The 23062-nt window shown below is 34.5% G+C and carries 20 protein-coding genes, 1 tRNA gene and 1 pseudogene; 10 read left to right on the forward strand and 12 right to left on the reverse strand.

What is annotated here, in order from left to right; translation table 11 throughout:
- Positions 1-196 precede the first annotated feature (196 nt).
- The 9 genes and pseudogenes from dusA to plsY all read left to right on the forward strand — a co-directional run bounded on the left by dusA (position 197) and on the right by plsY (position 9669).
- Positions 197-1123, forward strand: coding sequence for a tRNA dihydrouridine(20/20a) synthase DusA (gene dusA / locus A9G34_RS04925; RefSeq protein ID WP_081295275.1), 927 nt, complete (start codon positions 197-199; stop codon positions 1121-1123).
- A 105-nt stretch (positions 1124-1228) separates the two neighbouring features.
- A complete protein-coding gene (rep, locus tag A9G34_RS04930) occupies positions 1229-3244 on the forward strand; it encodes a DNA helicase Rep (RefSeq protein WP_065569073.1) in 2016 nt (671 codons plus the stop codon).
- Positions 3245-3429: 185 nt separating this feature from the next.
- Positions 3430-3506 (forward strand) — tRNA-Arg (locus A9G34_RS04935).
- A gap of 295 nt (positions 3507-3801) precedes the next feature.
- Entirely contained in the window at positions 3802-3900 is a 99-nt protein-coding gene (locus tag A9G34_RS10965) for a type II toxin-antitoxin system RelE/ParE family toxin (protein WP_237745925.1), read from the forward strand.
- A 477-nt stretch (positions 3901-4377) separates the two neighbouring features.
- Positions 4378-4524, forward strand: a pseudogene (locus tag A9G34_RS11100) (replication protein P); the annotation flags it as partial.
- Positions 4524-4652, forward strand: a complete 129-nt coding sequence (locus tag A9G34_RS11105) for a hypothetical protein (protein ID WP_442902648.1) — start codon at positions 4524-4526, stop codon at positions 4650-4652. The pseudogene A9G34_RS11100 and the gene A9G34_RS11105, both read left to right, overlap by 1 nt.
- A 536-nt stretch (positions 4653-5188) precedes the next feature.
- Positions 5189-5662 carry a YhcH/YjgK/YiaL family protein gene (locus A9G34_RS04940; RefSeq protein ID WP_065569074.1) on the forward strand — a complete coding sequence of 158 codons (474 nt, stop codon included), beginning with the start codon at positions 5189-5191 and terminating at the stop codon, positions 5660-5662.
- A gap of 399 nt (positions 5663-6061) precedes the next feature.
- Positions 6062-8902, forward strand: coding sequence for an excinuclease ABC subunit UvrA (gene uvrA, locus A9G34_RS04945; protein ID WP_141670348.1), 2841 nt, complete (start codon positions 6062-6064; stop codon positions 8900-8902).
- A 179-nt stretch (positions 8903-9081) separates the two neighbouring features.
- Positions 9082-9669, forward strand: coding sequence for a glycerol-3-phosphate 1-O-acyltransferase PlsY (gene plsY / locus A9G34_RS04950; RefSeq protein ID WP_202807439.1), 588 nt, complete (start codon positions 9082-9084; stop codon positions 9667-9669).
- 318 nt (positions 9670-9987) lie between these two features.
- On the opposite strand, the gene A9G34_RS04955 is transcribed toward plsY, so the two are convergent.
- Both A9G34_RS04955 and crcB read right to left on the reverse strand, forming a co-directional pair.
- Positions 9988-10410: a SulA-like leucine-rich domain-containing protein gene (locus A9G34_RS04955; RefSeq protein WP_034945363.1), complete on the reverse strand. Its 423-nt coding sequence runs from the start codon at positions 10408-10410 to the stop codon at positions 9988-9990.
- Between the two features lie 106 nt (positions 10411-10516).
- A complete protein-coding gene (gene crcB / locus A9G34_RS04960; protein ID WP_034945366.1) occupies positions 10517-10894 on the reverse strand; it encodes a fluoride efflux transporter CrcB in 378 nt (125 codons plus the stop codon).
- 164 nt (positions 10895-11058) lie between these two features.
- On the opposite strand from crcB, the gene A9G34_RS04965 reads away from it, so the two are divergent.
- On the forward strand, positions 11059-11679 hold the full coding sequence (locus tag A9G34_RS04965) for a riboflavin synthase (RefSeq protein WP_034945369.1): 621 nt from the start codon (positions 11059-11061) through the stop codon (positions 11677-11679).
- Positions 11680-12058: 379 nt separating this feature from the next.
- On the opposite strand, the gene A9G34_RS04970 is transcribed toward A9G34_RS04965, so the two are convergent.
- From A9G34_RS04970 to A9G34_RS05015, 10 genes are read right to left on the reverse strand one after another with little or no spacing between them, the layout of a single operon-like run.
- Positions 12059-12586 carry a tail fiber assembly protein gene (locus A9G34_RS04970; protein ID WP_065569075.1) on the reverse strand — a complete coding sequence of 176 codons (528 nt, stop codon included), beginning with the start codon at positions 12584-12586 and terminating at the stop codon, positions 12059-12061.
- A gap of 1 nt (position 12587) precedes the next feature.
- Entirely contained in the window at positions 12588-13304 is a 717-nt protein-coding gene (locus A9G34_RS04975) for a hypothetical protein (RefSeq protein ID WP_141670341.1), read from the reverse strand.
- 29 nt (positions 13305-13333) lie between these two features.
- The gene (locus tag A9G34_RS04980; RefSeq protein WP_065569076.1) at positions 13334-14077 is read right to left on the reverse strand and encodes a hypothetical protein; all 744 of its coding nucleotides are present in this window, start codon (positions 14075-14077) and stop codon (positions 13334-13336) included.
- Between the two features lie 14 nt (positions 14078-14091).
- On the reverse strand, positions 14092-14880 hold the full coding sequence (locus A9G34_RS04985) for a hypothetical protein (protein ID WP_065569077.1): 789 nt from the start codon (positions 14878-14880) through the stop codon (positions 14092-14094).
- On the reverse strand, positions 14873-17284 hold the full coding sequence (locus A9G34_RS04990; protein ID WP_065569078.1) for a phage tail protein: 2412 nt from the start codon (positions 17282-17284) through the stop codon (positions 14873-14875). Before A9G34_RS04990 ends, A9G34_RS04985 begins: the two co-directional genes overlap by 8 nt.
- Positions 17274-17477 carry a hypothetical protein gene (locus tag A9G34_RS04995; protein ID WP_065569079.1) on the reverse strand — a complete coding sequence of 68 codons (204 nt, stop codon included), beginning with the start codon at positions 17475-17477 and terminating at the stop codon, positions 17274-17276. Before A9G34_RS04995 ends, A9G34_RS04990 begins: the two co-directional genes overlap by 11 nt.
- A 15-nt stretch (positions 17478-17492) precedes the next feature.
- Positions 17493-17726, reverse strand: a complete 234-nt coding sequence (locus A9G34_RS05000; RefSeq protein WP_065569080.1) for a hypothetical protein — start codon at positions 17724-17726, stop codon at positions 17493-17495.
- A gap of 17 nt (positions 17727-17743) precedes the next feature.
- On the reverse strand, positions 17744-18550 hold the full coding sequence (locus tag A9G34_RS05005; RefSeq protein WP_065569081.1) for a phage BR0599 family protein: 807 nt from the start codon (positions 18548-18550) through the stop codon (positions 17744-17746).
- Positions 18531-19718, reverse strand: a complete 1188-nt coding sequence (locus A9G34_RS05010; protein WP_065569082.1) for a hypothetical protein — start codon at positions 19716-19718, stop codon at positions 18531-18533. The genes A9G34_RS05005 and A9G34_RS05010 overlap by 20 nt, the downstream gene beginning before the upstream one ends.
- Positions 19718-22870, reverse strand: coding sequence for a phage tail length tape measure family protein (locus tag A9G34_RS05015; protein ID WP_065569083.1), 3153 nt, complete (start codon positions 22868-22870; stop codon positions 19718-19720). The genes A9G34_RS05010 and A9G34_RS05015 overlap by 1 nt, the downstream gene beginning before the upstream one ends.
- Positions 22871-23062 lie beyond the last annotated feature (192 nt).

Below are 23062 nucleotides of genomic sequence, written 5' to 3' on the forward strand. Positions count from 1 at the left end.
CAGATTCATTATAGGTAATAACCCAAAATATAAGATTTTAACGATAGAAAAATATATTATTAATATCCATATTAACTTCTAATATTTCTACTTATTGTATAATAAAAAAGCGGTAGCTAGAATAACTTAATTAAATTAATTCTTGAGGTATTATTTTCTTGTGAAATCAACATTAAATCGTTTTTCAATAGCCCCAATGCTTGATTGGACTGATAAGCATTGCCGTTATTTCCATCGTATCTTAACCAAACAAACTTTACTTTATACCGAAATGGTGACGACTGGCGCTATATTATATGGCAAAGGCGATTATTTAGCGTTCAATTTCGAAGAGCAACCAATCAGCTTACAGCTAGGAGGTAGCGATCCTAACGGACTTGCTCAGTGTGCAAAATTGGCACAGGAGCGTGGTTATAATGAAATCAACCTAAATATTGGTTGTCCGTCAGATCGAGTACAAAACGGCATGTTTGGTGCATGTTTAATGAGTAAAGCAGATTTAGTTGCAAAGTGTATTGAACAAATGCAAAACCAAGTTGAAATTCCAGTTACAGTCAAAACACGAATTGGTATTGACGATTTGGACAGCTATGAGTTTTTGTGTGGTTTTATCGACAAAGTAAAACCCTATACCCAAACCTTTATTGTTCATGCTCGTAAAGCGTGGTTATCTGGCTTAAGTCCTAAAGAAAATCGTGAGGTACCGCTACTTAATTATGAACGAGTATACCAGCTCAAGCGCGATTACCCTGAATTAACTATTGCTATAAACGGTGGAATTAAAACCATTGATGAAATAAAGCGTCATCTACAACATGTTGACGGAGTAATGGTTGGTCGCGAAGCTTATCAAAATCCACTTTTACTCACCCAAATAGATTCACGAATTTTTGGTTTAAATACACCAATCATTGACCCTATATCTGCAATTCATGCTCTTTATCCTTATATCGAACAACAGTTAACGCAAGGTGCACAATTAAACCATATTATGCGCCATACTTTAGGCATGTTTAATGGATGCAAAGGTGCAAGGCAATGGCGGCGTTCTATTAGCGAAAATGCTCATAAAAAAGGAGCAGGGATTGAAGTGGTTGAACAGGCTTTAACGTTCATCCAATAATAACTTATAAAATAGTAATTATTTTCACTTAATAGTCGTGATAATTGCAGGTGGTTAATTTGTCGTTATATACTAGTCTACAATTTTCTTAATGGTTTTTATCCAGTGCGTTTAAACTCAAGTCAACAAAAAGCCGTAGAGTATGTATCAGGACCTTGCCTTGTCTTAGCTGGTGCAGGTTCAGGAAAAACTCGCGTTATTATTAACAAAATTACTTACTTAATTCGGGTAAAAGAATACTTACCTAGGCATATTTTTGCGGTAACTTTTACCAACAAAGCTGCGCGCGAAATGAAAGAACGTATTGCTCACTCATTAAGCAAACAAGAGACAAGAGGGCTAAAAATATCAACCTTTCATACATTAGGGCTAGATATTGTTCGAAAAGAATATAAACACCTTGGTATTAAATCTAATTTTTCATTATTTGATGATCACGACCAAACGGCATTACTAAAAGAATTAACACAACAATGGTTAGATGGCGATAAAGACCTTATTAACCAACTGCGTGCAACCATATCTAATTGGAAAAACGATATAGTTGATGCAACTATTGCTATGGCAAGGGCACAAACCAACAAGGAAAAGCTCTTTGCACACTGCTATCAACTTTATGAAAAACAGTTAAAAGCTTGCAGCATATTAGATTTTGATGATCTTATATTATTGCCAACACTCTTGCTAAAAAATAACGAAGAAGTCCGCGAAAAATGGCAAAATCGCGTACGTTATTTGTTGGTTGACGAATACCAAGACACCAACACCAGCCAATATGAATTCATTAAATTATTAGTTGGAAACCGTTCTAAATTCACCGTAGTAGGGGACGACGATCAGTCCATTTACTCGTGGCGAGGGGCACGCCCACAAAATTTAGTTCACTTAAAACAAGACTTCCCGAAATTAGAAGTGATCAAACTTGAACAAAATTATCGATCATCGGGTCGGATTTTAAAAGTGGCGAATATTTTAATCGAAAATAACCCTCACATCTTTGAGAAAAAACTTTTTTCCGAATTGGGTTATGGTGAAACAATAAGAGTAATATCAGCTGATAACGAAGAGCATGAAGCCGAAAAAGTGGTGAATGATCTAATTGGTCACCATTTTGCGAATAACAGCCAATATGGTCAATACGCAATATTATATCGTGGCAATCATCAAGCTCGATTAATTGAAAAAATGTTAATGCAATACCGCATTCCTTATCGAATTTCTGGCGGTACCTCATTTTTTTCGCGGATTGAAATTAAGGATCTCATGGCTTACTTACGCTTATTAACCAATCCTGATGATGATAATGCTTTTATCCGTATTATCAACACTCCAAAACGCGAAATAGGTCCTGCAACAATTCAAAAATTAGGTCAATGGGCAAATCATCGAAGTGTTAGTTTATATCAAGCTAGTCATGACATGGGGTTAACTGAATTCCTTTCAGGAAAACGTATGGAAACTTTGCACACGTTTATCCATTGGTTTGATACACTAATCCAAAAATCCCACAGTGAACCAATGGAAGCTATTCATCAACTTCTGCATGGCATACACTATGAAAGTTGGATTTATGAAACATCCCCATCTCCAACGGCAGGGCAAATGCGTATGCGTAATGTTGAACAAATGGTCAGTTGGTTAAATGACATGTTACAAGGTGATGATATTGATGAGGCTATGAACTTAGAACAAGCAGTAGCGAGATTTACCTTACGTGATATGTTAGAGCGCAACGAAACCGAAGAAGAATTTGATCAAGTACAACTTATGACTTTACACGCATCAAAAGGGTTAGAATTTCCTTATGTATACCTAGTTGGCATGTCTGAAGGGCTATTACCACACCAAAACAGTATTGATGAAGACAATATTGAAGAAGAAAGACGTCTAGCTTACGTAGGCATCACCCGCGCACAGCGTGAGCTAACATTTTCATTTAGTCGTCAACGCAAGCAATTTGGCGAAACTATACATGTTGAACCAAGTCGATTTTTGTTAGAACTTCCACAAGACGACTTAGAATGGCAAAATCAAAGAAACGAATTATCCCCTGAAAAGAAAATGCAACAAGGACAAAGCCGACTAGCCATGCTAAAAGCGCAAATTGCTAATGCCAAATAAGTTACAATATTTCAAATAATAGTAGTAATAGCATTTTTATTATAAAAAACTAACTAAAATACGAAAAAATAAGGTATATTGATGATATTTTGTTAATACAAACTGATAAATTATCAAAAATCATTGACGGATCAAAATAGCTTTATATAATACTCGGCGTATAGTCAACAAATCATATCTATCATGTCTCCTTAGCTCAGCTGGATAGAGCAACGGCCTTCTAAGCCGTAGGTCACAGGTTCGAATCCTGTAGGGGACACCATTAAAACCCAAGGTAATCAATTATTTACAGTTGTAGAATTCAATGCTTGATATTATTTTTATATTCTTCAGTTAATTCTTTGTTATACATTTTTAATCCCCAATTTGTTTTATCTATTTCAATGACGACAATATAACTCTCATCAAAAAAGTTAGTTTTTTACTAGCTACTTTATTAAATTTTCACAATAAAAACGCATAATGATGCAAAATCTCAAATTCTAGATTTATCAGCTGAATTACGAGGTTAAACAATTAAATTAATTGAAAAACTGGAGCAGTTTGGGAAAATGCAAATGCTACATAGTAAATCATTAGGTGGTGGGTTATTTGAATTACGAGCGTTAGAGAGCAATAATATAGCTAGAACTATTTATATATATCAAAAAAAGTAATTTTTATTTTACATGCTTTTGTTAAAAAAACACTAGCTGGCGCATTACAAATAGCACGTAAACGACTATAGGAGATGATTAACGATAAGTAAAAAAGTACAACATTTAGTTAAATCAAACAGCATGCGCTCGCAGATCCAGTTGCACAGGCTGCGTATGATGAAGCAGAAAATGAGTGGAAATTAAGTGAATTATTGCTGGCAGCGAGAGAATATGCATAACTACCTCAAACTGAGCTAGCACCACTAAATACAAATATAAAAACGATTTTAAAATATTTAAGCGGGTGTAATGTAAAAATGAATATGAATTTATCTACACTATAAACTATATAAAAAATAATCACACAGTAGTAAAAAAGCTTTTAATTTATTTTGCGAGCAATTGATTATTATTTTTCCTGCATCATCCGCAGTTTTGAAAGATGAAAACTCAAGGAAAGCCTTCAAGCAGCAATGGCTATAAGCATTCAAGGAAAACGGAATAACTAAACTGGAATATTTGCGAGCGGGGCTAAAAGTGGCTAGAGCGCAAAATAACGACTTTTTACCGTCTACAGGTAAATTTATTGGGTGGTGTAAGCAAGGAATATCTGAACAGATAAGACCACACCAGCGGAACTAATTAGGATGTTAATGGGTTTTAGCGCTCAAAGGGGAATTATAGAGGCTGAGAATTACCCGTTTTCAAATAACGCTTGTTATTGGCTAGTTACAGATTTGATGAGTGAATCGAGAGAGTATTTTATCTAAAAAGATTTATTGGAACAAACTCGTATAGCGTTATCAGAAATGACAAAAAATTATTAATGGGGGAGAAATATCGAAACAAGTTAAACGAATTAGTAGTGAGCCAATTTCTATAACGCTAACGCGAAAAGAATCATTTAATTGAATACAAGAAATTAAGCGCAAGTGTTGATTTGCATATAATCATTAGTAGCTAGATACAAACAGCGGTAAGTTTATCTAGACGTTATCTGATAACTATATCAAAATTAAAATTAAAATGATTTTACCTTATAACAAGATTTTATTGCGAAACAGCATAGCGATGAATATGTGATTATTAGCTAATATGGGACAATTAGTAAAAAAATTACTATTGTTAAAGAAAATCATTAATCATTTGATATGACCAGAATTTTAATGTTAATCTAACAATTAGTAAGCTTATGGTATTGGTTTTATCCATTAATATAGGTGAGATAATTCTATACTTGAGTTTTAATTTTACTGTATATTTGCTATATATGTTGAGTTATTTCATCTATTAGGAATCAGGTCATATGATTTTAGGTAATATCAATCATTTAGCTTTAATCCCTTATTTGCCAGCTAAAATAAAACAATCTATTGAATATATAAAAGATAATGTAAACCATAACACGCCTGTTGGACGATATGATATTGATGGTGATAATATCTTTTTTATACTGTCTGATAGTACATCACGTGATATTGATGAAGCCAATCCTGAATATCATAAAAAATATATTGATGTACAAATTGTTTTAGAAGGGCAAGAGGGGATGGCCGTTAATACATTACCGCCTTATACCAAAGTAATTGATGATCAAATCGAAACAAATGACATTGCTTTTGTTGAAACGCCTGAAGAAGAAAAATTAATAATTATGCAACAAAATGATTTTATTGTTTTTTTTCCTTATGAGGTACATAAGCCTTTATGTTCAATAAAAAAAAATGTTGCAATTGTTCGTAAAGTTGTGGTAAAAATAGCAACTGAAAATTTTGTTTGATGTTTGTTGTCAGCATAACAAAAGTTATATTGTACTACTGTGACTGAATGTTATGCTGAGTCTTTTTTACTTTCCTTTTCCACTTAGTGTTTAATAATAATTTAGTTAATTATTATTAAACTTATTATAATCAATCTAGTCTATTCTAATATCGCCAAAGTTATTCGTTAACTTTTATCGAACTTTATTAATTTTTATCTTTTTCATGACTTGTATTTACCTATTTTTATGACCATATTAGCTTAATCAGGACTAATAGTTAGACTAAAGGCTTTCTGATAATATATTCTTATTGAAGAGTACTTTTGTACTATATTTCATCAGCTATCACTGGTATAATGTACAGTTGGTTTTCACTTTAATTGTTTAAAAAACAAACTTAAGAAGAGATCTATGTCAATTAAAGATATCGATATTCGCGGCGCAAGAACGCACAATTTAAAAAATATTAATGTGATTATTCCTCGAAATAAGCTAGTTGTAATTACTGGACTTTCTGGATCAGGTAAATCTTCATTAGCATTTGATACCCTTTATGCTGAAGGGCAACGGCGCTATGTTGAATCACTGTCGGCTTATGCACGCCAGTTTTTATCCTTAATGGAAAAACCTGATGTTGATCATATTGAAGGGCTATCACCGGCAATTTCAATTGAACAAAAGTCTACCTCACATAATCCTCGCTCTACTGTCGGAACCATTACTGAAATTTACGATTATCTTCGCTTGCTGTTTGCTCGAATTGGAGAGCCACGTTGTCCGAACCATAATTTACCATTAGCTGCACAAACTGTATCGCAAATGGTTGACAGTATTATGGTTTTACCACCTGAAAACCGTTATATGCTACTTGCTCCCGTCGTTACCGAGCGTAAAGGTGAATTTGTTAAACTTTTTGAACAACTTGCTGCCAGTGGTTATATTCGGGTAAGAGTAGATGGCGATGTATATGATTTATCTGATCCGCCTCAACTTGAATTGCAAAAGAAACATAGTATAGAGGTTGTTGTTGACCGTTTTCGAATTCGTGATGATCTAAAATTACGTCTTGCTGAGTCTATAGAGACAGCATTAGCTATTACTAATGGCATCATTAAAGTAGCAAATTTGGATGATCCTAAAGCCAAAGAGCAGTTATTTTCTGCTAATTTTGCTTGCCCAATTTGTGGCTATAGTATTTCGGAATTAGAGCCTCGGTTATTTTCATTTAATAATCCTGTAGGCGCTTGTCCTGAGTGTGATGGCTTAGGTGTTCAACAATATTTTGATCCTAAACGAATTGTTTTAATGCCAGAAGTATCCTTGGCTGCAGGGGCGATTAAAGGTTGGGATCGTCGAAATTTTTATTATTTTCAAATGCTAAAATCATTAGCAAATCACTATAAATTTGATATTGATAAACCTTTTGAACAATTGCCTGAAAAAATTAAAGATATTTTATTAAATGGCTCAGGAAGTACCGAAATACAATTCGTTTATACTAATGATCGCGGTGATGTGATTAAGCGTAAGCATGTTTTTGAAGGTATTGTTAATAATTTAACACGCCGTTACAAAGAAACGGAATCACAAACTATTCGTGAAGAACTTGCGAAATTTATCAGTAACCGATCTTGCCCAAGTTGTAAAGGCTCAAGATTATGTGCCACAGCTAGACATGTTTTTATTAATGATACTAATTTACCAACAATTAGTGATTTAAGTACTCAGCAGGCAAAAGAGTTTTTCGATAAATTATCTTTAAAAGGGCAAAGAGCACAAATAGCAGAAAAGATCTTAAAAGAGATTAATGATCGTTTGCAGTTTTTGATTAATGTCGGGCTTAATTATTTAACTCTTTCTCGTTCTGCTGAGACATTATCGGGCGGTGAAGCTCAACGTATTCGTTTGGCTAGTCAAATTGGTGCAGGGCTTGTTGGTGTGATGTATGTGTTGGATGAGCCCTCTATCGGATTGCACCAGCGTGATAATACCCGTTTAATTAGTACGTTGACACATTTGCGTGATTTAGGTAATACCGTTATTGTGGTTGAACATGATGAAGAAGCTATTTTGGCTGCTGATTATGTGATTGATATTGGTCCTGGTGCTGGTGTCCATGGTGGTGAGGTAGTGGCACAAGGCACGCCAAAACAAATTATGGCATCGAAAACATCACTAACAGGAAAATATTTATCTGGTAAAGAAAAGATTGAGATTCCTGCTGAGCGCACTAAAGTGGATAAAAAAAGGGTGTTGTCGCTTATTGGTGCCACTGGTAATAATCTTAAAAATGTTACATTAAATATTCCTGTTGGATTATTTACTTGTATTACTGGTGTGTCAGGTTCGGGCAAATCAACTTTAATTAATGATACTTTATATCCGTTAGCCCAAAATGAGTTAAATGGCGCTGAAAAAAGTGATATTGCTCCTTATAAGTCAATTAAAGGACTTAACTTTTTTGATAAAGTGATCGCAATTGATCAGAGTCCGATAGGACGTACACCTCGTTCAAACCCTGCAACTTATACTGGATTTTTTACCTCTATTCGTGAGCTTTATGCAGGTGTGCCAGAATCACGTGCAAGGGGGTATAACCCTGGTCGCTTTAGCTTTAATGTTAAGGGTGGTCGTTGTGAGGCATGCCAAGGCGATGGTCTAATTAAGGTTGAAATGCACTTTCTACCGGATATTTATGTACCTTGTGATCAGTGCCATGGCGCACGTTATAACCGCGAAACGCTTGAGATCAAATATAAAGGTAAGTCTATCAACGAGATCTTAAATATGACAGTAGAAGAAGGAAGAGAGTTTTTCGATGCAGTACCAATGATCTCCCGTAAGTTACAAACATTAATTGATGTTGGGCTTGCTTATATTACTATTGGGCAATCAGCCACAACTTTATCAGGCGGCGAGGCACAAAGGGTAAAACTTGCAAAAGAGTTATCTAAACGTGATACAGGCAGTACTTTATACATATTAGATGAGCCAACAACTGGATTACATTTTGCTGATGTTAAACAATTGCTTGCGCAATTACATACATTACGTGATAAAGGTAATACTATTGTTGTTATCGAACATAATTTAGATGTGGTAAAAACAGCTGATTGGATTGTCGATTTAGGGCCAGAAGGTGGTAATGGTGGTGGTGAAATTATTGCTGAAGGTACGCCAGAAGAAGTAGCTAAATCGAAATTATCTTACACTGGTCAATATTTAAAACCATTATTAGATAAACAAAAAAGAAAGTAAAATGTATTTAATTTTTGATTAAAGAGTTAAGCAAGAAAGGGAGGCAACTCCCCAGCTTTTATTCATTCTTTAATGAATAAATGAATATCGATAATAAGTTTGTAAATAAAATTATTTTGGTTATTTAAGTTTTTAATCGATATTTTAATCAGAAAATGGGTATAACTAAGGAGGGTATTTTGACATTACAAGTTACATTGATGATCATCATCGCCTATCTTTGTGGCTCATTGTCTGGCGCAATGATTATCAGTCAAGTTATGAAATTGCCTAATCCTTTAACTCATGGATCGCACAATCCAGGTACAACAAATATTCTTCGAATCAACGGTAAATTACCAGCAATTATTGTATTATTTTTTGATATGTTTAAGGGTACAATACCTGTATATATTGCTTATCGATTTGGTATTTCGCCTTTCTTTTTAGGCATTATTGGTATTGCCGCTTGTCTTGGTCATATTTTTCCTTGTTTTTTTCATTTTAAAGGTGGAAAAGGTGTTGCCACAGCTTTGGGAATAATGGCGCCTATTGGGCTTGATTTTACTGGGTGTTTTATTTTAACTTGGCTGGCTGCGTTATTGATAACTCGATATTCTTCTGTTGCTGCAATTATAGGTTTTTTGTTAGCGCCACTTTATGTTTGGTTGTTTAAACCTGAATTGACTTTACCAGTAACAATGCTTTCTTGCCTTATTATTATTCGCCATAGTAGTAATATTATGCGTTTATTGAAAGGAGAAGAACCTAAAAGCTTAAGGCGATGAAATGGTAATTTAGTTATATAAGTTAGATTCCAATCTGGCTATAAATTGTTTTGTGAAAATTTTCTAATTGCTGTGAATTTGTCATCATCTCGATTTGATTTTTATTTGCTAATAACGCTGGCTACTTCATCTTTTTGCTGTGGTAGGAAAGTAAAGGTGTCGAGCATGATAAATTGAAGATCAGTGATATTCTGTTTTGTTTAAATTCTTTATTTTAGTATGCCAAAAGAATAGGCTTTCATAAAATAAAACGAACAAAGTCAGAGCCATTCTGAAAATTTATTGTTCTTTGCCATAAATTCTTATTAATTTATCGAGTTATCTAAAAATTTTATTTTTAACTTGATGATCCTGAATATCTTGTTTATAAGATTCTTCATTCACTAAAAATAGAGTTGTATCGCTTGCTAAAACAGCCTTTTGTAAGCGTAATTTATCTTGCTCATTAAGATGCTTAATGCAAGCAACAATATAACTACAATTTTTACTTTGTAATGCCTTTTCAATTGTTGAAACTAAATTTTCATTTTTCAAGTTGGCTATATGGATTACTTTTTGTTTATCGAGTCCAGCAGTGTTAATCCATGAACGTTTTAACATTGGTTTTTCAGAAAGCCATAATTGCCATTTTTTTTCTTTATTGAATGTCCTTAATAATATGCGTTGTTGTTGTAATACTTGTTGAAAAGGCGATTCAAAATGGATAGCCAAAAGTTGTTGTGTGGAATGTTCAATAAGCATAATAAATCCAATACTGTGTTTGCATACAGTGTATATTAGTACAGTATTTTAGGGTTGTAAACTCTATTTATGATTATTTTTTATGTAATTTATTAATTGAATTATTTTAAGATCTCAAATATTGATACGATAAAATACCTAAATATGTCATTAAAACTGAACCAATCACATGAATCAATATTGTTGCTAACCCCCAAAATATTCGATCTTCTAGTAAAAAGTTAACGACCTCGGCAGAAAAGGTTGAAAAAGTTGATAAGCCACCACAAAAACCTGTTATTACCAATAACCGCCATTCAGGAGAAAGGTTAGAGTGATTAAAAAAGGCAATTGCAAAGCCGATAATATAGCCAGCAACTAAATTAGATAGCAATGTACCTAGTGGAATAGTAAAAGCAATAATATTGAGTTTAAGAGATAAGAACCAACGCATTAATCCCCCAGCTACTGAACCGACTGAAATGGCTAAAATCAGTTTTAACATAATGATATATCCTTGACTATACTCTGAAATATGAATTTGTTATCGCTATAGATAATAAGTGATTGGAAAATATGTAAAAGATCATACCAGTAGAAAATAGAAATAGGAAATCTTAATCAAATTGAGGTAGAATATTCAATATTAAGAAAAATTGAGGTATCTCTATGTTTACAGGTATTGTTCAGGGCGTTGCTCAAATTATTGATATTTTAGATCAAGATAAATTGCGAACTTACAAAATAAAATTACCTTGTCATTTAACCCAAGATTTACAAATTGGTGCTTCTATAGCTAATGACGGCTGTTGTTTGACGGTAACTGGATTTGATCAGGATTGGGTTTCCTTTGATATTATGCAAGAAACGCTTGCTTTAACAACTTTAGGCAATAAAAAGCTTAATGATTTTGTCAATATTGAACGTAGTGCAAAATATGGCGATGAAGTGGGTGGACATATTATGTCTGGTCATATTTCATGTATGGCAACAATTGCCAATATTAAAAAAACAGCAACTAACTGTCAAATAACTTTAGAACTTCCTAGGCAATTTATGAAATATGTTTTATATAAAGGATTTATTGGTGTTGATGGTGCAAGTTTGACTGTTGGCGAAGTTAATAACAACGGCTTTAATATTCATTTAATTCCTGAAACATTAGCAATTACAACCTTGGGTACCAAAAAAGTAGGGGATAGAGTTAATATCGAAATTGATTCGCAAACTCAAGCTATCGTTGATACAGTTGAACGTATTCTTGCAGCAAAAGGTAATAAAATTCAGTAAACTTTATTTAAATAAAGTGTGCTGATTGTTTTTAATTTGATTTAGTATAATAGGTTTAATGAAAATCAATCAGTACAGTTTAACTATTTTATTCTAAAAATAATAACGCTAGTTTAGCTTTTTTGAATGCATGAGAATAATCTTTATTATTTCCTTTTAGGAAAGGGGGGGGATCCTAGTCATTTTCAATAACTTTCATTTCTTTGAGCGTTTTAGGTTTTCATTAAAATTTTTATAAATTAAAATAGTATATTACATTACTTTGTTATTAGAGTGTATTGTTTGCCCGATAAAGTGATGCGGCGCGTGATAATTATTGTTTAAATTAATTGATAATTAACCACGCCGTGTATTTCTATATTTGAAAATAAATTACATTTTACGGTTTTGTTGGGAAAATTACATTTATATCTGATGTGTCGATACGAGTTAACAAAATTCTATATTTTTTCCAATTCTTTAATTTTTCTTCATCACCATCTTCAGCCATATCTAAATCAATAGCGTCGAGTAGTATTGCTATTTTCTCATTTGCTTCATTGAGTAATGCGTTTTTCAACGATTGATTATTTTTGATAATGCATTCATTTTTAGTATCACTATCTAATACCCATTTTGTGCCATCCCACTTACAAAAATCGAATGGTTCTAACTCAGTAAAACCATCTCTAATTTCGCCCAGATAATCAATCTTAATGGGTGCTTTTGTTTCAATGTTATAAACGGTTTTATATCTATTGTCCTCAACTAACACCCAGGCGTCGTTTTGCATACACGGCCAATATCCATTTTTGAATTCTGGTTTTATTCGCAATGCGTTATCCGGCGGTAATGTGTTATCGTTTGCTTCGAGTTCATGAGTAAACGGTTTTAGTTCATTTGTGTTATCAAAATAATAATTAATCATATTAAACTCCGAGATAAATTACAGGTGTCATGCCAATATTCAAAGGTCTTGTATCGTTTGCTGTTACTTGTACTACGCGTGATGCGTCGAAAGTGATAGTCCTTTCTGGAAAATCAGAATCATTCGGATGTGTAACAGCATTTCCTTTTCTGTTATTTAATCCTGAGCCATTCGTGCTCGGTTCCCCAACATGAAAAGCACCGGCTCCTGCCGTTCCCCGCCATTGCATAACGTTATAAAGTTTGCCCCAGATATTACGAATAGCATCATTTTCAATGTTACCAACTTGTCTTTTTGATCCATCAACTGAACGCTCAAAATAACCTCTACCGTCAGCCGAAAACGCGGTTGGGACATTGATATGTTGTTGACCGTTAATTACTTTGATTGTGATTTTATGATCTTCCTTATAATTTGCTGATAAACTGTTCAATGCTCGGCCCTGTGGAGAATTTAGTAAATAGTTATCACCATTTCGGAAATACCAGCCATGCGGTAGTTCTGATGCTCTGAATGCAATTAGCTTTTGTTCACCAACGATGTATGGTTTTTCAGCTCCAGCAATCATCAAGTCCCAAAATTCATTATTGTTAGGATTGATATTTTTTACAGTTTTTTTTGCGATAAATGCAGAGCCATCAAAACCAACAACGTCATCTTTTGTATATGTTGTTGAACTGTTGTACTCTCCACACCAGTTAAATCTAATGTTTCCCAAATTAATTGTTGCCATTTTTCCTCTCTTTTCTATATAACCATCAATAGATTTTTATTGTTAACAGTAAATTCACAACCTCCAGGTGCAATTACCCACTCAAGAAATTCTGAAGTATGTAACGTTTTGTTATCTATATTTTCTGCTGTTTCTAAAATCAATTTTGCACCATCTCTTTTAAAACCATAGAATTGTGTAGCTACGCTTTGTGCTATTTGTTTAATGCTCTCAATTTTTGCTATAAATTCGTTTGAATTTTCAATGACTAGCCACGGCTTTCCGTTGTTCATTTCATCAGTAACATTAGTTTCAGGTAAAACGTGATGAGGTAAATTACCTGCCCATGCATAATATTTTTTTGTTTGTTCATCATAAACAATTTCATTTCTTGTATTTATAGTACATCCATCATTGAAGTTACCAATTGACTCATAGCCGATCTTGGCTTCGATTAGCTCATTTACTTGTTTTTGTAGTTTTTCGTCATTGCCGTCAACATATTCCTTATTAACAGCATCATTTTTGTTTTCTGGTTTTTTTAAATTTTCGATACGATTACCTTTAGCATCAAAATTAGAATTATTTTCAGATGCAGATAATGTAAAATTTAGTGAAATATTAATTGCATCGACTTCTTTTTTTAAATATTGTGTTCTGTTAGCGAGTTCATAATGAGGTTTGTTTGCTATACCTCGCACGCCACCCCCAACACGATCTGTTCTCTGTATGAGATAGATATTATTTACCCATGTTGTTTCTTCTTTTAAATGTTCCATTATTTATCCTCTAACTAATATGCAAATTCGTATCGTTCATCATATGCAATTTCATCATCGTATAAGATGTCGTTAAAATCATTAAACTGTATTATTCTGCCAAATTGTCCAAAATCTGATTTCGGATTTTTTGATAAATCAGGTAATAGTTGTAATGTAGTTTCAATATTTGAAAATTCGGATTTATCATCAATCAAGCTGATAAATTCGATAGGATCTAGTGATAATCTGAAAAGCTCAATATTTATTGTTTTATCATCAACTATATTTTTTCCTTCATAACGCAATGCTAAATCTAATGGTTCATTGTTTAAAATACTAATACCACTTAATCCTGAATAATCATATTCAACTAAAATTCGTGAAAATTTTGGTTTTGTTATAAATAAAATTGAGCCATCTTTACAATCGACAATATAGTCAACATGTTCATTTAAATTTTCGATAAAAACATCTCTTATATTTTGATGTTGTAAGTAGATTGTCATACCTGATTTTATATTTCTGAACTCTTCTTCAGCCCAACTTTGGTGATATGATACAGACTCCCCGCGTAATAATAATTTCAGATTTTCTAATGAACGATTAAACCACGTTGCAGTAATATTACCGCCCGTAAACGTAATAAATCTTTTGCTATTAACTAAGCGCCCCCCAATACTGCGTTTACTATATTGTTCTTCAAATTCAAAATTAATTTTTAGTGATGATACATCTCCGATCCATCGCCATTGATGATCACTTTTTTTAGGTGCTAAAAACACTTTACCTTGACCGTAGTAATATTCACTTTGATTAGACATTATTTACTCTCCATGTGATATGACCTTCAGGCAGTGTTGTTACAAATTTTTGCAATGATTCATAACCATCTCGAATGCTATATAAAGTTAAAATATGTAAATCATCGTAAATATAGTCGTCTTGTGAGGAATACGGTAATAATATGAATGTATCAGTGGTATTAAATTTCCACAGAATTTCTTTTGTATAATAATCAGCAATTTCTATTTTATATGTGGTGCCATTTTCAGGACCTATATTATCGGACAAACAATCAATCAACTGATCTGCTTGCAATGTGCGGTCACGATGTGAAAACGTCAACACGTAATTATCTGCGTTATCAACAGATGACGGGTATAGAGTATCGTTTATTTTTATATTCCCCGGCAAATAAGGGCGAATTTGCCTATTTGACATAACAATACTTTCAACTGGGGCAATTTCTTGATTTAATACACCTGCATTTGTTTGTGTTAATAGTCTTACTTTAACTTTTTCACTTGATACGTATTCAATGCCATCTTGCTCTAATATGTTCATATAGAAACGAATTTTAGATGAGCCTTTGTGGAAAGTTGGTAGAGAGTCTAAGCAACCACGCCCAACTGTAATAATATTATTCTCAATTGCATCAATGCGCATGAATTCATCATTAATTAATATACCTTCACCAACTTTTGGCTGATAATCAGATTCAATTTCAAATTTTGTTGTTAACTTTTCGATATCATTTATTAGTGTTGCACATGGAGTCCAATCTCCTTGAGTTTGTGTAACAAATTCAGCTCCGGTAGCCTGAGATTGTAAAATATAATTAATTGATGCGGGAGTGGGGGCTGATGCCATTACACCTATGTAACCAGAGGATGGATTAACATAGTCTAGATCTGCCGCACTTAATGTTGATACCAATACCGCATATGGTAATTCGATTAGTTGCACATCATTAACAGCATGAATTGAGTTATCCGGAGCTACCCATCGGTTAGCTTGTTGTGATGCACTATACGATGTAGATGATAGGCTAAAAACATCTTGCACACCGGTTATTAATAACGAACCATCACTTTGTTCTTCTATTTTTCCAACTCGGAGAATCATATTTTCAATATCACGGTCAGGCAACGATACACGAAAACACGATGTGGGTTCTAATATACCACCCCGTCTATCAAATTTAATAATTAAACGTGTAATACCTGCGGCATTCATTTCCAGATCTCGTTCCGCCAATCTAGCAGCCAGTTCTTGTGTTGGTACTGCTTTATATTCAACTGAATTGCTAATTAAACCGACTTGTTGAATTGATGCTAGGTTTTGAGCGCGAACAGTACCATCTTCGTGGGTAACGGGATTACTATATGTAACAACTATTTCATTATATGTCGCATCATTACTCGCTGAATCATCATCTTGTACTGATAAAATACCGTTATCATAATTAAATAATGGTAATTTTTCTGGATTATAGTCGTTGCGAATTAGCTTTAATGTTAATTTCCCCGTTGATAAATCAGCATATTGAGCAGCACCAATATGATCTAAAATTTGTTGTATAAATGTTTGCAGTTGATCTTGTCGATTATATCGAAAACATAAACCAAACTTTTCATTAAATAGTGTATCTGCCGCTTTTTTAAAACTTTCAATATCGATTTCATCCCAGTTTAAGCCACGTCCCCAATCTCGATTGGTTGCGCACTCGAATAATATGTGTGCAGGATTCATTGCATAAATATTTCGAATATTATGATTCAGCTCTTTATTCAATGCTGCTATTTTCCGTTGCCTTTCTTCTTCTCGTCGTTTTTCTTCCTCTTCTTTTCTTTTTTCTTGTTCAATTTGTTCAGGACTTTTGTTTTTATTTTTATCAACAAAGGGATATTTATTTTTATTCTTATTGTGTATTGGACCATAACGACTTTCAATTTCACTTTCAATGCCTATTATTTCTGACAAGTCATCACGTAATACAATGGTGCATTTTTCAGGATACCAAACATTGCCTTTATCCCAACCTTTCACCGTCCGCCGGACTCGGTAAGACCATGGTTTTGGCGATGCACTGTAACAACTAATTAATCCAGAATAAAACGTTGTAACCATCCCCCGAAATCCAGGAATCAACCCTTTTAAAATACGGTTTAAATTATTGGATGGAGTTTGATTTTGTTCACCCATCATTATTTCAAGATTTCCTTGAATTCCGCCTTCACCACCTGTGTCCTCGCCGCCAAATAAATTGGGTTTATTAATATAAATATAGCAATTTGTATTTGCTTCTTCTTCTTTTCCAATCCATACAATTTTTTTATCAGCAGTTATGGCGACGATAGAGTTAATTGGTCCACGACCCAAACCACAAAATAAATCCCAGTAATATCGATAACCAACGGTTACTTTTTTCTTTTTAGAGCCCATTTTGCGCTATCCTTGTTTTTGCAATATTGACAATATGTAGTGCCAATGCATCACCTGTTTTTAAAACTATTTCTGAATCAATATATCCATCACGAATAAACGCATTTAAATCCAAGTTATAGCGTTTAAAAAACTCACGTAATCCTCCAGCACAGCCACCACCAGCACGAATATGCTCCATGGTTATTTTCATAATTGACACTCCAAATTACTTACGAATTGCACTATAACGATAGTTACCATAACCCAGTACGAACCAGTCAGATGTCCAACAGTCACCAAAAAAAACGCACTGCGGAGTACCTTCGTCTGGAATGGGCATATTCCAATCATCTTCCGTCGCCTCAGTTGGACGATTACTTTTTGGTTGTTTCGCTGTAACACGTGCAATCACATAACTGGCAACAATAACAGCAACAAATTTAGCAACAGCCCACCACATAATAAAATTCCTCCAAATTAAAACAGTTTGACGATTGTGAACGGTGAAATGCCCGGAATGTGTGGCTGTCCACCATAATTGAGATGGTTATTAAATTTTTCATTGCAGGTTTTGATTGTTTTGTCACATCCTGGATACAAGTTAATATGCATACCTTTATGTAAACCTTGAGTTCCCCCTAAAATACCTATCACATTATTAACATGCGCTTTTAATCCGCGTAGCTCTTTAATCCCATCAATGTAAAATTCCATATATCCACCAGAAAAATAACCTGATGCAATATTCGATATATTTACAGTAATATTTGCTCCATCAAGAGCAATGATTTCAATATTGGCCACTTTGTAATTATCTTGCCAAATTCGACAATTGTGGTCATAAAGGGCATAGGGGCACGAACGGCCATAAGTTAATCTTAAACCGCTTCGTTCAAATGAACTTGCAACACTTGCCGTAATTAATTTTGCTTTTTCAATTGATTCACGCTTAACTTCTTGGATTTTTCCAACCCACACTACTTTAAAATCTGTATCATTTTCGTGTAATTGATAAATGCGAATTACGACGGGTTTAGTCGGCGGTACTCCACGAAATAAATGAACTACATCAGATGTTGACGGCAATGTAATTTCTAGACTATTACCCGTGCCTATACTTAGCCCTGTATTACTGATTGCTTCACTTATCCAAGTCACACCATTAAAATCAATATTTCGGTCAGCATTGGTATAGCGATAATATTTTTGTTCATTACGAATAAATTCATATAGCGTTAATGGTTTACCATTATTGGTTGAATACTCAAATTGATTCCAGCTCATTGCGTACTCCTCTAAAACTACAAGTAATATTGGCTAGTCCATCGGCATCAGTAACATGTTCCCAGCTGACAGAATCGGAATCTAATCTACACAGTGTTAAAAATGAGACTGACAAAATATCTTCAGCATTTGCATTGATTGATTCATTGAGCAATAAACGCTCAATTTCATCCGAAACGATGGCGACAAGTTCAATACGACGATATAGCTCATTGCCATTACATAACGTGATAACTAAATCTTTTCGACCCGACATTAATCCAATTTCATTAAATCCCGTGTTTTCAACTTCAAGAACTCGACCATCAACAGTTAGAACATTAAAATCACTTGCTTGACTTGAAACCCAAATATTTTTTTGACAACCATTTAGATAATAAAACAATTGTCGTAATTGCATTTGCTCAACTCGTTCCGTTATAAACCATCTAAATTCCTGAACAAAAAAGGGCAATTTTGCAGTATCTAATCGACTTGGAATACTTGAGCCATTATCTAGTTCTAATAAAAATCGCTCATATCGAGCTTTTAACGATTCTGACCAATCCGGATGCATATTTAACACAGGAAAATGGCGATAAATGGGTAAAAATGAAATATTGTTACTAAATGCGTTATGTTCAGTAATTCGAAAACGAATTTGCGCACTTAATAAATCATCATTATATCGAGTCAATTCTGGAACATCTGTTAATACAGCTAATCGAGTAGGATAAATACATGCACCGGCCAAAAAATTTGATTTAACTGGATTAACTAATGTGATTGAATCTGTGCTTATCGCTGCGACTTCAAGCAATGCTGTTTGATTAACATTGTTAATCTCACTTTTAATTAGTACTTTATTACCAACTACAAAATCACGACCTATTGTGCTGCACGGCAGAACTATAGCCCCACGATTGACATCATCATTCAAATAGGTAACATCAGTATAAATAGGCAGATACCACGAATTACCACCAACAAAAGCCAATCGATTCTCAAATTTGGAACGCTCACTACCATTAATTAAAATAGAAAACTCAAATGTACGACGAGGTGATAACCGTCTAGCAATGCGTTGTTCTGCACCACTGTACGATTGTAAAATATCGGTTTTCCATTCCAGTATTTCTGTTATGCCATTAGTCCAATCGGGATCAGCTTGCCATAAAAATTTTTTCATTATGACAACTCCTGTTTTAGCGTTTGGGAGTTTGCACGAATCCATGTCATCATGGCACGAGAACCAGCAACAGAACTAATACCTGATTTCATCATTTCACCGCTATCTAAAACCAAAGTTTGTTGAATAACCGGTGCCGATTGTGCTTGGTTAGTTGCTTTTGATGATGAGTTTTCATCATATAAATTGGGTGCTGTTCGTCTGCTAACATTAGAAACTAAACCGCCAGTTGCGTAACGATGCAATCGCCCAGTATTAATCGCATGTAAATAGTCAACACCATATTTTTTAACTGAGGCAGCTTTAACAACATATTCACCGTTAGATAATTTTGCTGGGATAGAGTCAGATGTTGAAGTGCCAGCACCAGTTATATAACCACCAGTCGCAGCCGCTACTGCGGCAGCACCCATAGCTGAACTTCCGGCATTTGCACTTGCCGCAGTAATCATTGCAGCGCTAATAATTTCACCTGCTGCTGTACCTGCGGTAATCATTGATGCTGAAATAGTCTCGGCGCCAATACCTGCCGACATCGATATTGACTCACCCATCAATCCAGCGCCAGTCGCGCTACTTGTTGCAATTGCTGTTTCCATCAGCCCTGCAGAAGCAGCAGCACTGGCATTATCAACAGCTGCATCAGTGGCAGAGCCAAACAACGAACTACCTAGATTTGATAGTCCATTCATTGCCATATCTGCTAAACCGTTTGTCGCCACTTGTGCCATCGACGACAAAATGCTCTGCGCTAGGTTTTGTAGTGCGTCTTTTAATTCAAAAGTACCTTTTGCTAAAGAATCAAGACTACCTTGGATACCGCTTTGCAAGCCGTTTTTAAATGCATTGGTTAATGCATCAGTAGTTTTATTTAGCTCTGCAATTTGTAGTTGTAATGTTGCTAATGCTTTTTGTGCATTTTCGCCAGCTTGGCCCGGTAATTCAGTCATGGCTTGCAGTGTAGGTAAATACTCGGCTAGCTCTTGAGCTGTTTGTTTATGCAAATCAACGAACTGGCTTTGGGCTTCAACTTGTGTAATTAAACCTGCTGTAACTTGTGCTTGTAACGATTGTTCTTTTGTTGATTGACGTGATTGTGCTTGCTGAATTTTTGTTGTAATTTCATTTAAATTTGCTTCAGCTTTTTTGAGTGGTAAAAGTCGGTCGATTAAGTCGATACCTTCTCTGTTACCCGTTTTTTTAAATTGTGCTAATAAGTTGTTATACCATTGCTCAACTGTGTCATCACTAGCTTTTGTACCAAGTAATAGTTCATTTAATTGTTGCTGCAACGCTAGATTGGTTTTGTCATTTGTTAATGAAAAATCAGTTTTTTTGTTATGTTTTGCTGCATTTTTAGCGTCAACTTGTTTCGCTAGTGCAATGGCTCGGTCTTTTTCTGCTTGTGATGCATTTTTATACTGCCCTTCATTGATTTCATGCATCACACGTTGCAGTTCTGTTGTCAGTTTTAGTGATTTTTCAACCCCTTTATTGTATTCAAGAATACCTTTATCAGTAATATTTTTAACATCTTTATCATATTGACCACCAGCAAATGATTTTCCGTCACTTGAAGTAACGCCCTGTGCTTGCAAATCTTTACGACCTTTTTCATTGGCCCAAAGTGCTTCATATTTTTTACGTAATTCATCAACCGCTTTAGCTTGTTTTTCGGCATCGCTTGCATTTTGTTTATGAAGCTCGTCAAGTTCTTTTTGAGCATTGATTGCTTTTTCATTAATGACATCGGTGTCATGCTTTTCTTGTGCTTCTTTTTGAAGCTTATCTCGTTGAGCATATTTTTCTTGTAATGCTTTATCATCATTCTTATTGTATGGAATAGATACTGATCCAGGAACAATGTAAAAACCTCTTTTTTTTGCTTTCTCCATTCTTTCAATATCTTCTTCTAGGCTTGATAACCCTAAACTAAATTTAATATCTTTTTTTAATCCATTTCCTACATCACTCACTCCATTTTTAAAATTTTTCCATGCCTTTTCTAACCAATTGAGTTGTTCTTCCATCTTATTAGCACTGACTTCCATCTCTGAAGCATATTTATCTGTAGCGATTGCAATAGCTTCTTCGGTTCTACCTTGTTCTTCTAACGCACTTATACGCTGATAAGTAGCCAGATCTAAAAAGTGATATTGTTTATTACTTTCAACAGCCCAGCTAGTGACCGAATTTTCAATACCTTTAAATGATTGAACGGCGTCTTGGGCACTTTTTCCTGTCACTTGTGCCATATATACTGATGCTGTAGCAATATTTTCAATGGATTTTGCTGATAACCGCCCCCCTGATGTCAGTTCTGCAATAACACCACGTGTTTCACTGTAGTTATGATTAATTTTACCGATACGTTGAGACATAGCCTCAAGCCCACCCGAGGTAGCACCAGCATAATTACCCGTTGAAATTAATGCACGATTAAATCGCTCTTGGTCTGAAATTATCGTACTTATCACTTGTGACATTTTGTAAGCGGCAGCAATAAAAATACCAACTGATAATGTAGTAGCACTAAATAATGGTGGTAACCGTCCCGTCATATTACCAATTGTTAGCAATGAATTTCCCGCTGATGCAAAATTACCGTTCGCTAATTGTTTAAACATACTGGCGATACTACGACGTGCACTTTTAGTATTGAGATTTAACTTTTTAGTACTTTCATTTAGAGACTCAACAGTTGATAATGCAGCACGTTGATTACTGATTTTTGATAAATAATCATCAAACGTATCACTATCAATCACGCCTGCTTTTTTTGATTTTCTTAATTTGCTTTCTAGTTCATCTAAACGACTTAGACCTTTTGTAGCAGGATCAATACTAGCAAGTAATTTGTCTAAACCTTGGCGCAGTTTTTCAACTTCTTTTTTATGCGCTTCAGCTGCTTTAGTGGCAATACTTTGTGCTTTAGCTTGTTTTTCAGCAGCAGCGGCAGCTTGCGCACCACGGTTCATTGCCTCAGTTTGTGCCGTATAAACATCTTTGATGCTTTGAGCACTTTTTTTGTTAGCATCTTGAGCAACATTTGCTGACTCTTTCAGTTCAGCATTTAATTGACTGATATTATCTTTTGCTCTATTCACATCAGCTGTGAACTTCATTGCAATATTCATATCGTTATTGGCCATTATTGCTCTCCGCGTAACTGTTTTACAAACTTAGTAACTTGTTTACCACCATTAAACCCAACACAAACATCCTCAATTCGGTTAGCTCGTTCTCGGTTTTGTAACTTAATTAATTCATCGTAATACAGCAGTAACTGACGTTGCGTGTAATGCGGTAACTGCTGTGCATCATGTCCATTTTTAATTAGTAAA

The organism is Gilliamella sp. Choc4-2 (genome assembly GCF_001690355.1).
Lineage (GTDB): Bacteria > Pseudomonadota > Gammaproteobacteria > Enterobacterales > Orbaceae > Gilliamella > Gilliamella apicola_A.

Excerpts from the sequence above, each read along its gene's own strand:
- dusA (WP_081295275.1), top strand. The coding sequence starts at position 197 with ATGCTTGATTGGACTGATAAGCATTGCCGTTATTTCCATCGTATCTTA.
- A9G34_RS10965 (WP_237745925.1), top strand. The coding sequence starts at position 3,802 with ATGCTACATAGTAAATCATTAGGTGGTGGGTTATTTGAATTACGAGCG.
- A9G34_RS04940 (WP_065569074.1), top strand. The coding sequence starts at position 5,189 with ATGATTTTAGGTAATATCAATCATTTAGCTTTAATCCCTTATTTGCCA.
- A9G34_RS04955 (WP_034945363.1), bottom strand. The coding sequence starts at position 10,410 with ATGCTTATTGAACATTCCACACAACAACTTTTGGCTATCCATTTTGAA.
- crcB (WP_034945366.1), bottom strand. The coding sequence starts at position 10,894 with ATGTTAAAACTGATTTTAGCCATTTCAGTCGGTTCAGTAGCTGGGGGA.
- A9G34_RS04965 (WP_034945369.1), top strand. The coding sequence starts at position 11,059 with ATGTTTACAGGTATTGTTCAGGGCGTTGCTCAAATTATTGATATTTTA.
- A9G34_RS04970 (WP_065569075.1), bottom strand. The coding sequence starts at position 12,586 with ATGATTAATTATTATTTTGATAACACAAATGAACTAAAACCGTTTACT.
- A9G34_RS04980 (WP_065569076.1), bottom strand. The coding sequence starts at position 14,077 with ATGGAACATTTAAAAGAAGAAACAACATGGGTAAATAATATCTATCTC.
- A9G34_RS04985 (WP_065569077.1), bottom strand. The coding sequence starts at position 14,880 with ATGTCTAATCAAAGTGAATATTACTACGGTCAAGGTAAAGTGTTTTTA.
- A9G34_RS04990 (WP_065569078.1), bottom strand. The coding sequence starts at position 17,284 with ATGGGCTCTAAAAAGAAAAAAGTAACCGTTGGTTATCGATATTACTGG.
- A9G34_RS04995 (WP_065569079.1), bottom strand. The coding sequence starts at position 17,477 with ATGAAAATAACCATGGAGCATATTCGTGCTGGTGGTGGCTGTGCTGGA.
- A9G34_RS05000 (WP_065569080.1), bottom strand. The coding sequence starts at position 17,726 with ATGTGGTGGGCTGTTGCTAAATTTGTTGCTGTTATTGTTGCCAGTTAT.
- A9G34_RS05005 (WP_065569081.1), bottom strand. The coding sequence starts at position 18,550 with ATGAGCTGGAATCAATTTGAGTATTCAACCAATAATGGTAAACCATTA.
- A9G34_RS05010 (WP_065569082.1), bottom strand. The coding sequence starts at position 19,718 with ATGAAAAAATTTTTATGGCAAGCTGATCCCGATTGGACTAATGGCATA.
- A9G34_RS05015 (WP_065569083.1), bottom strand. The coding sequence starts at position 22,870 with ATGGCCAATAACGATATGAATATTGCAATGAAGTTCACAGCTGATGTG.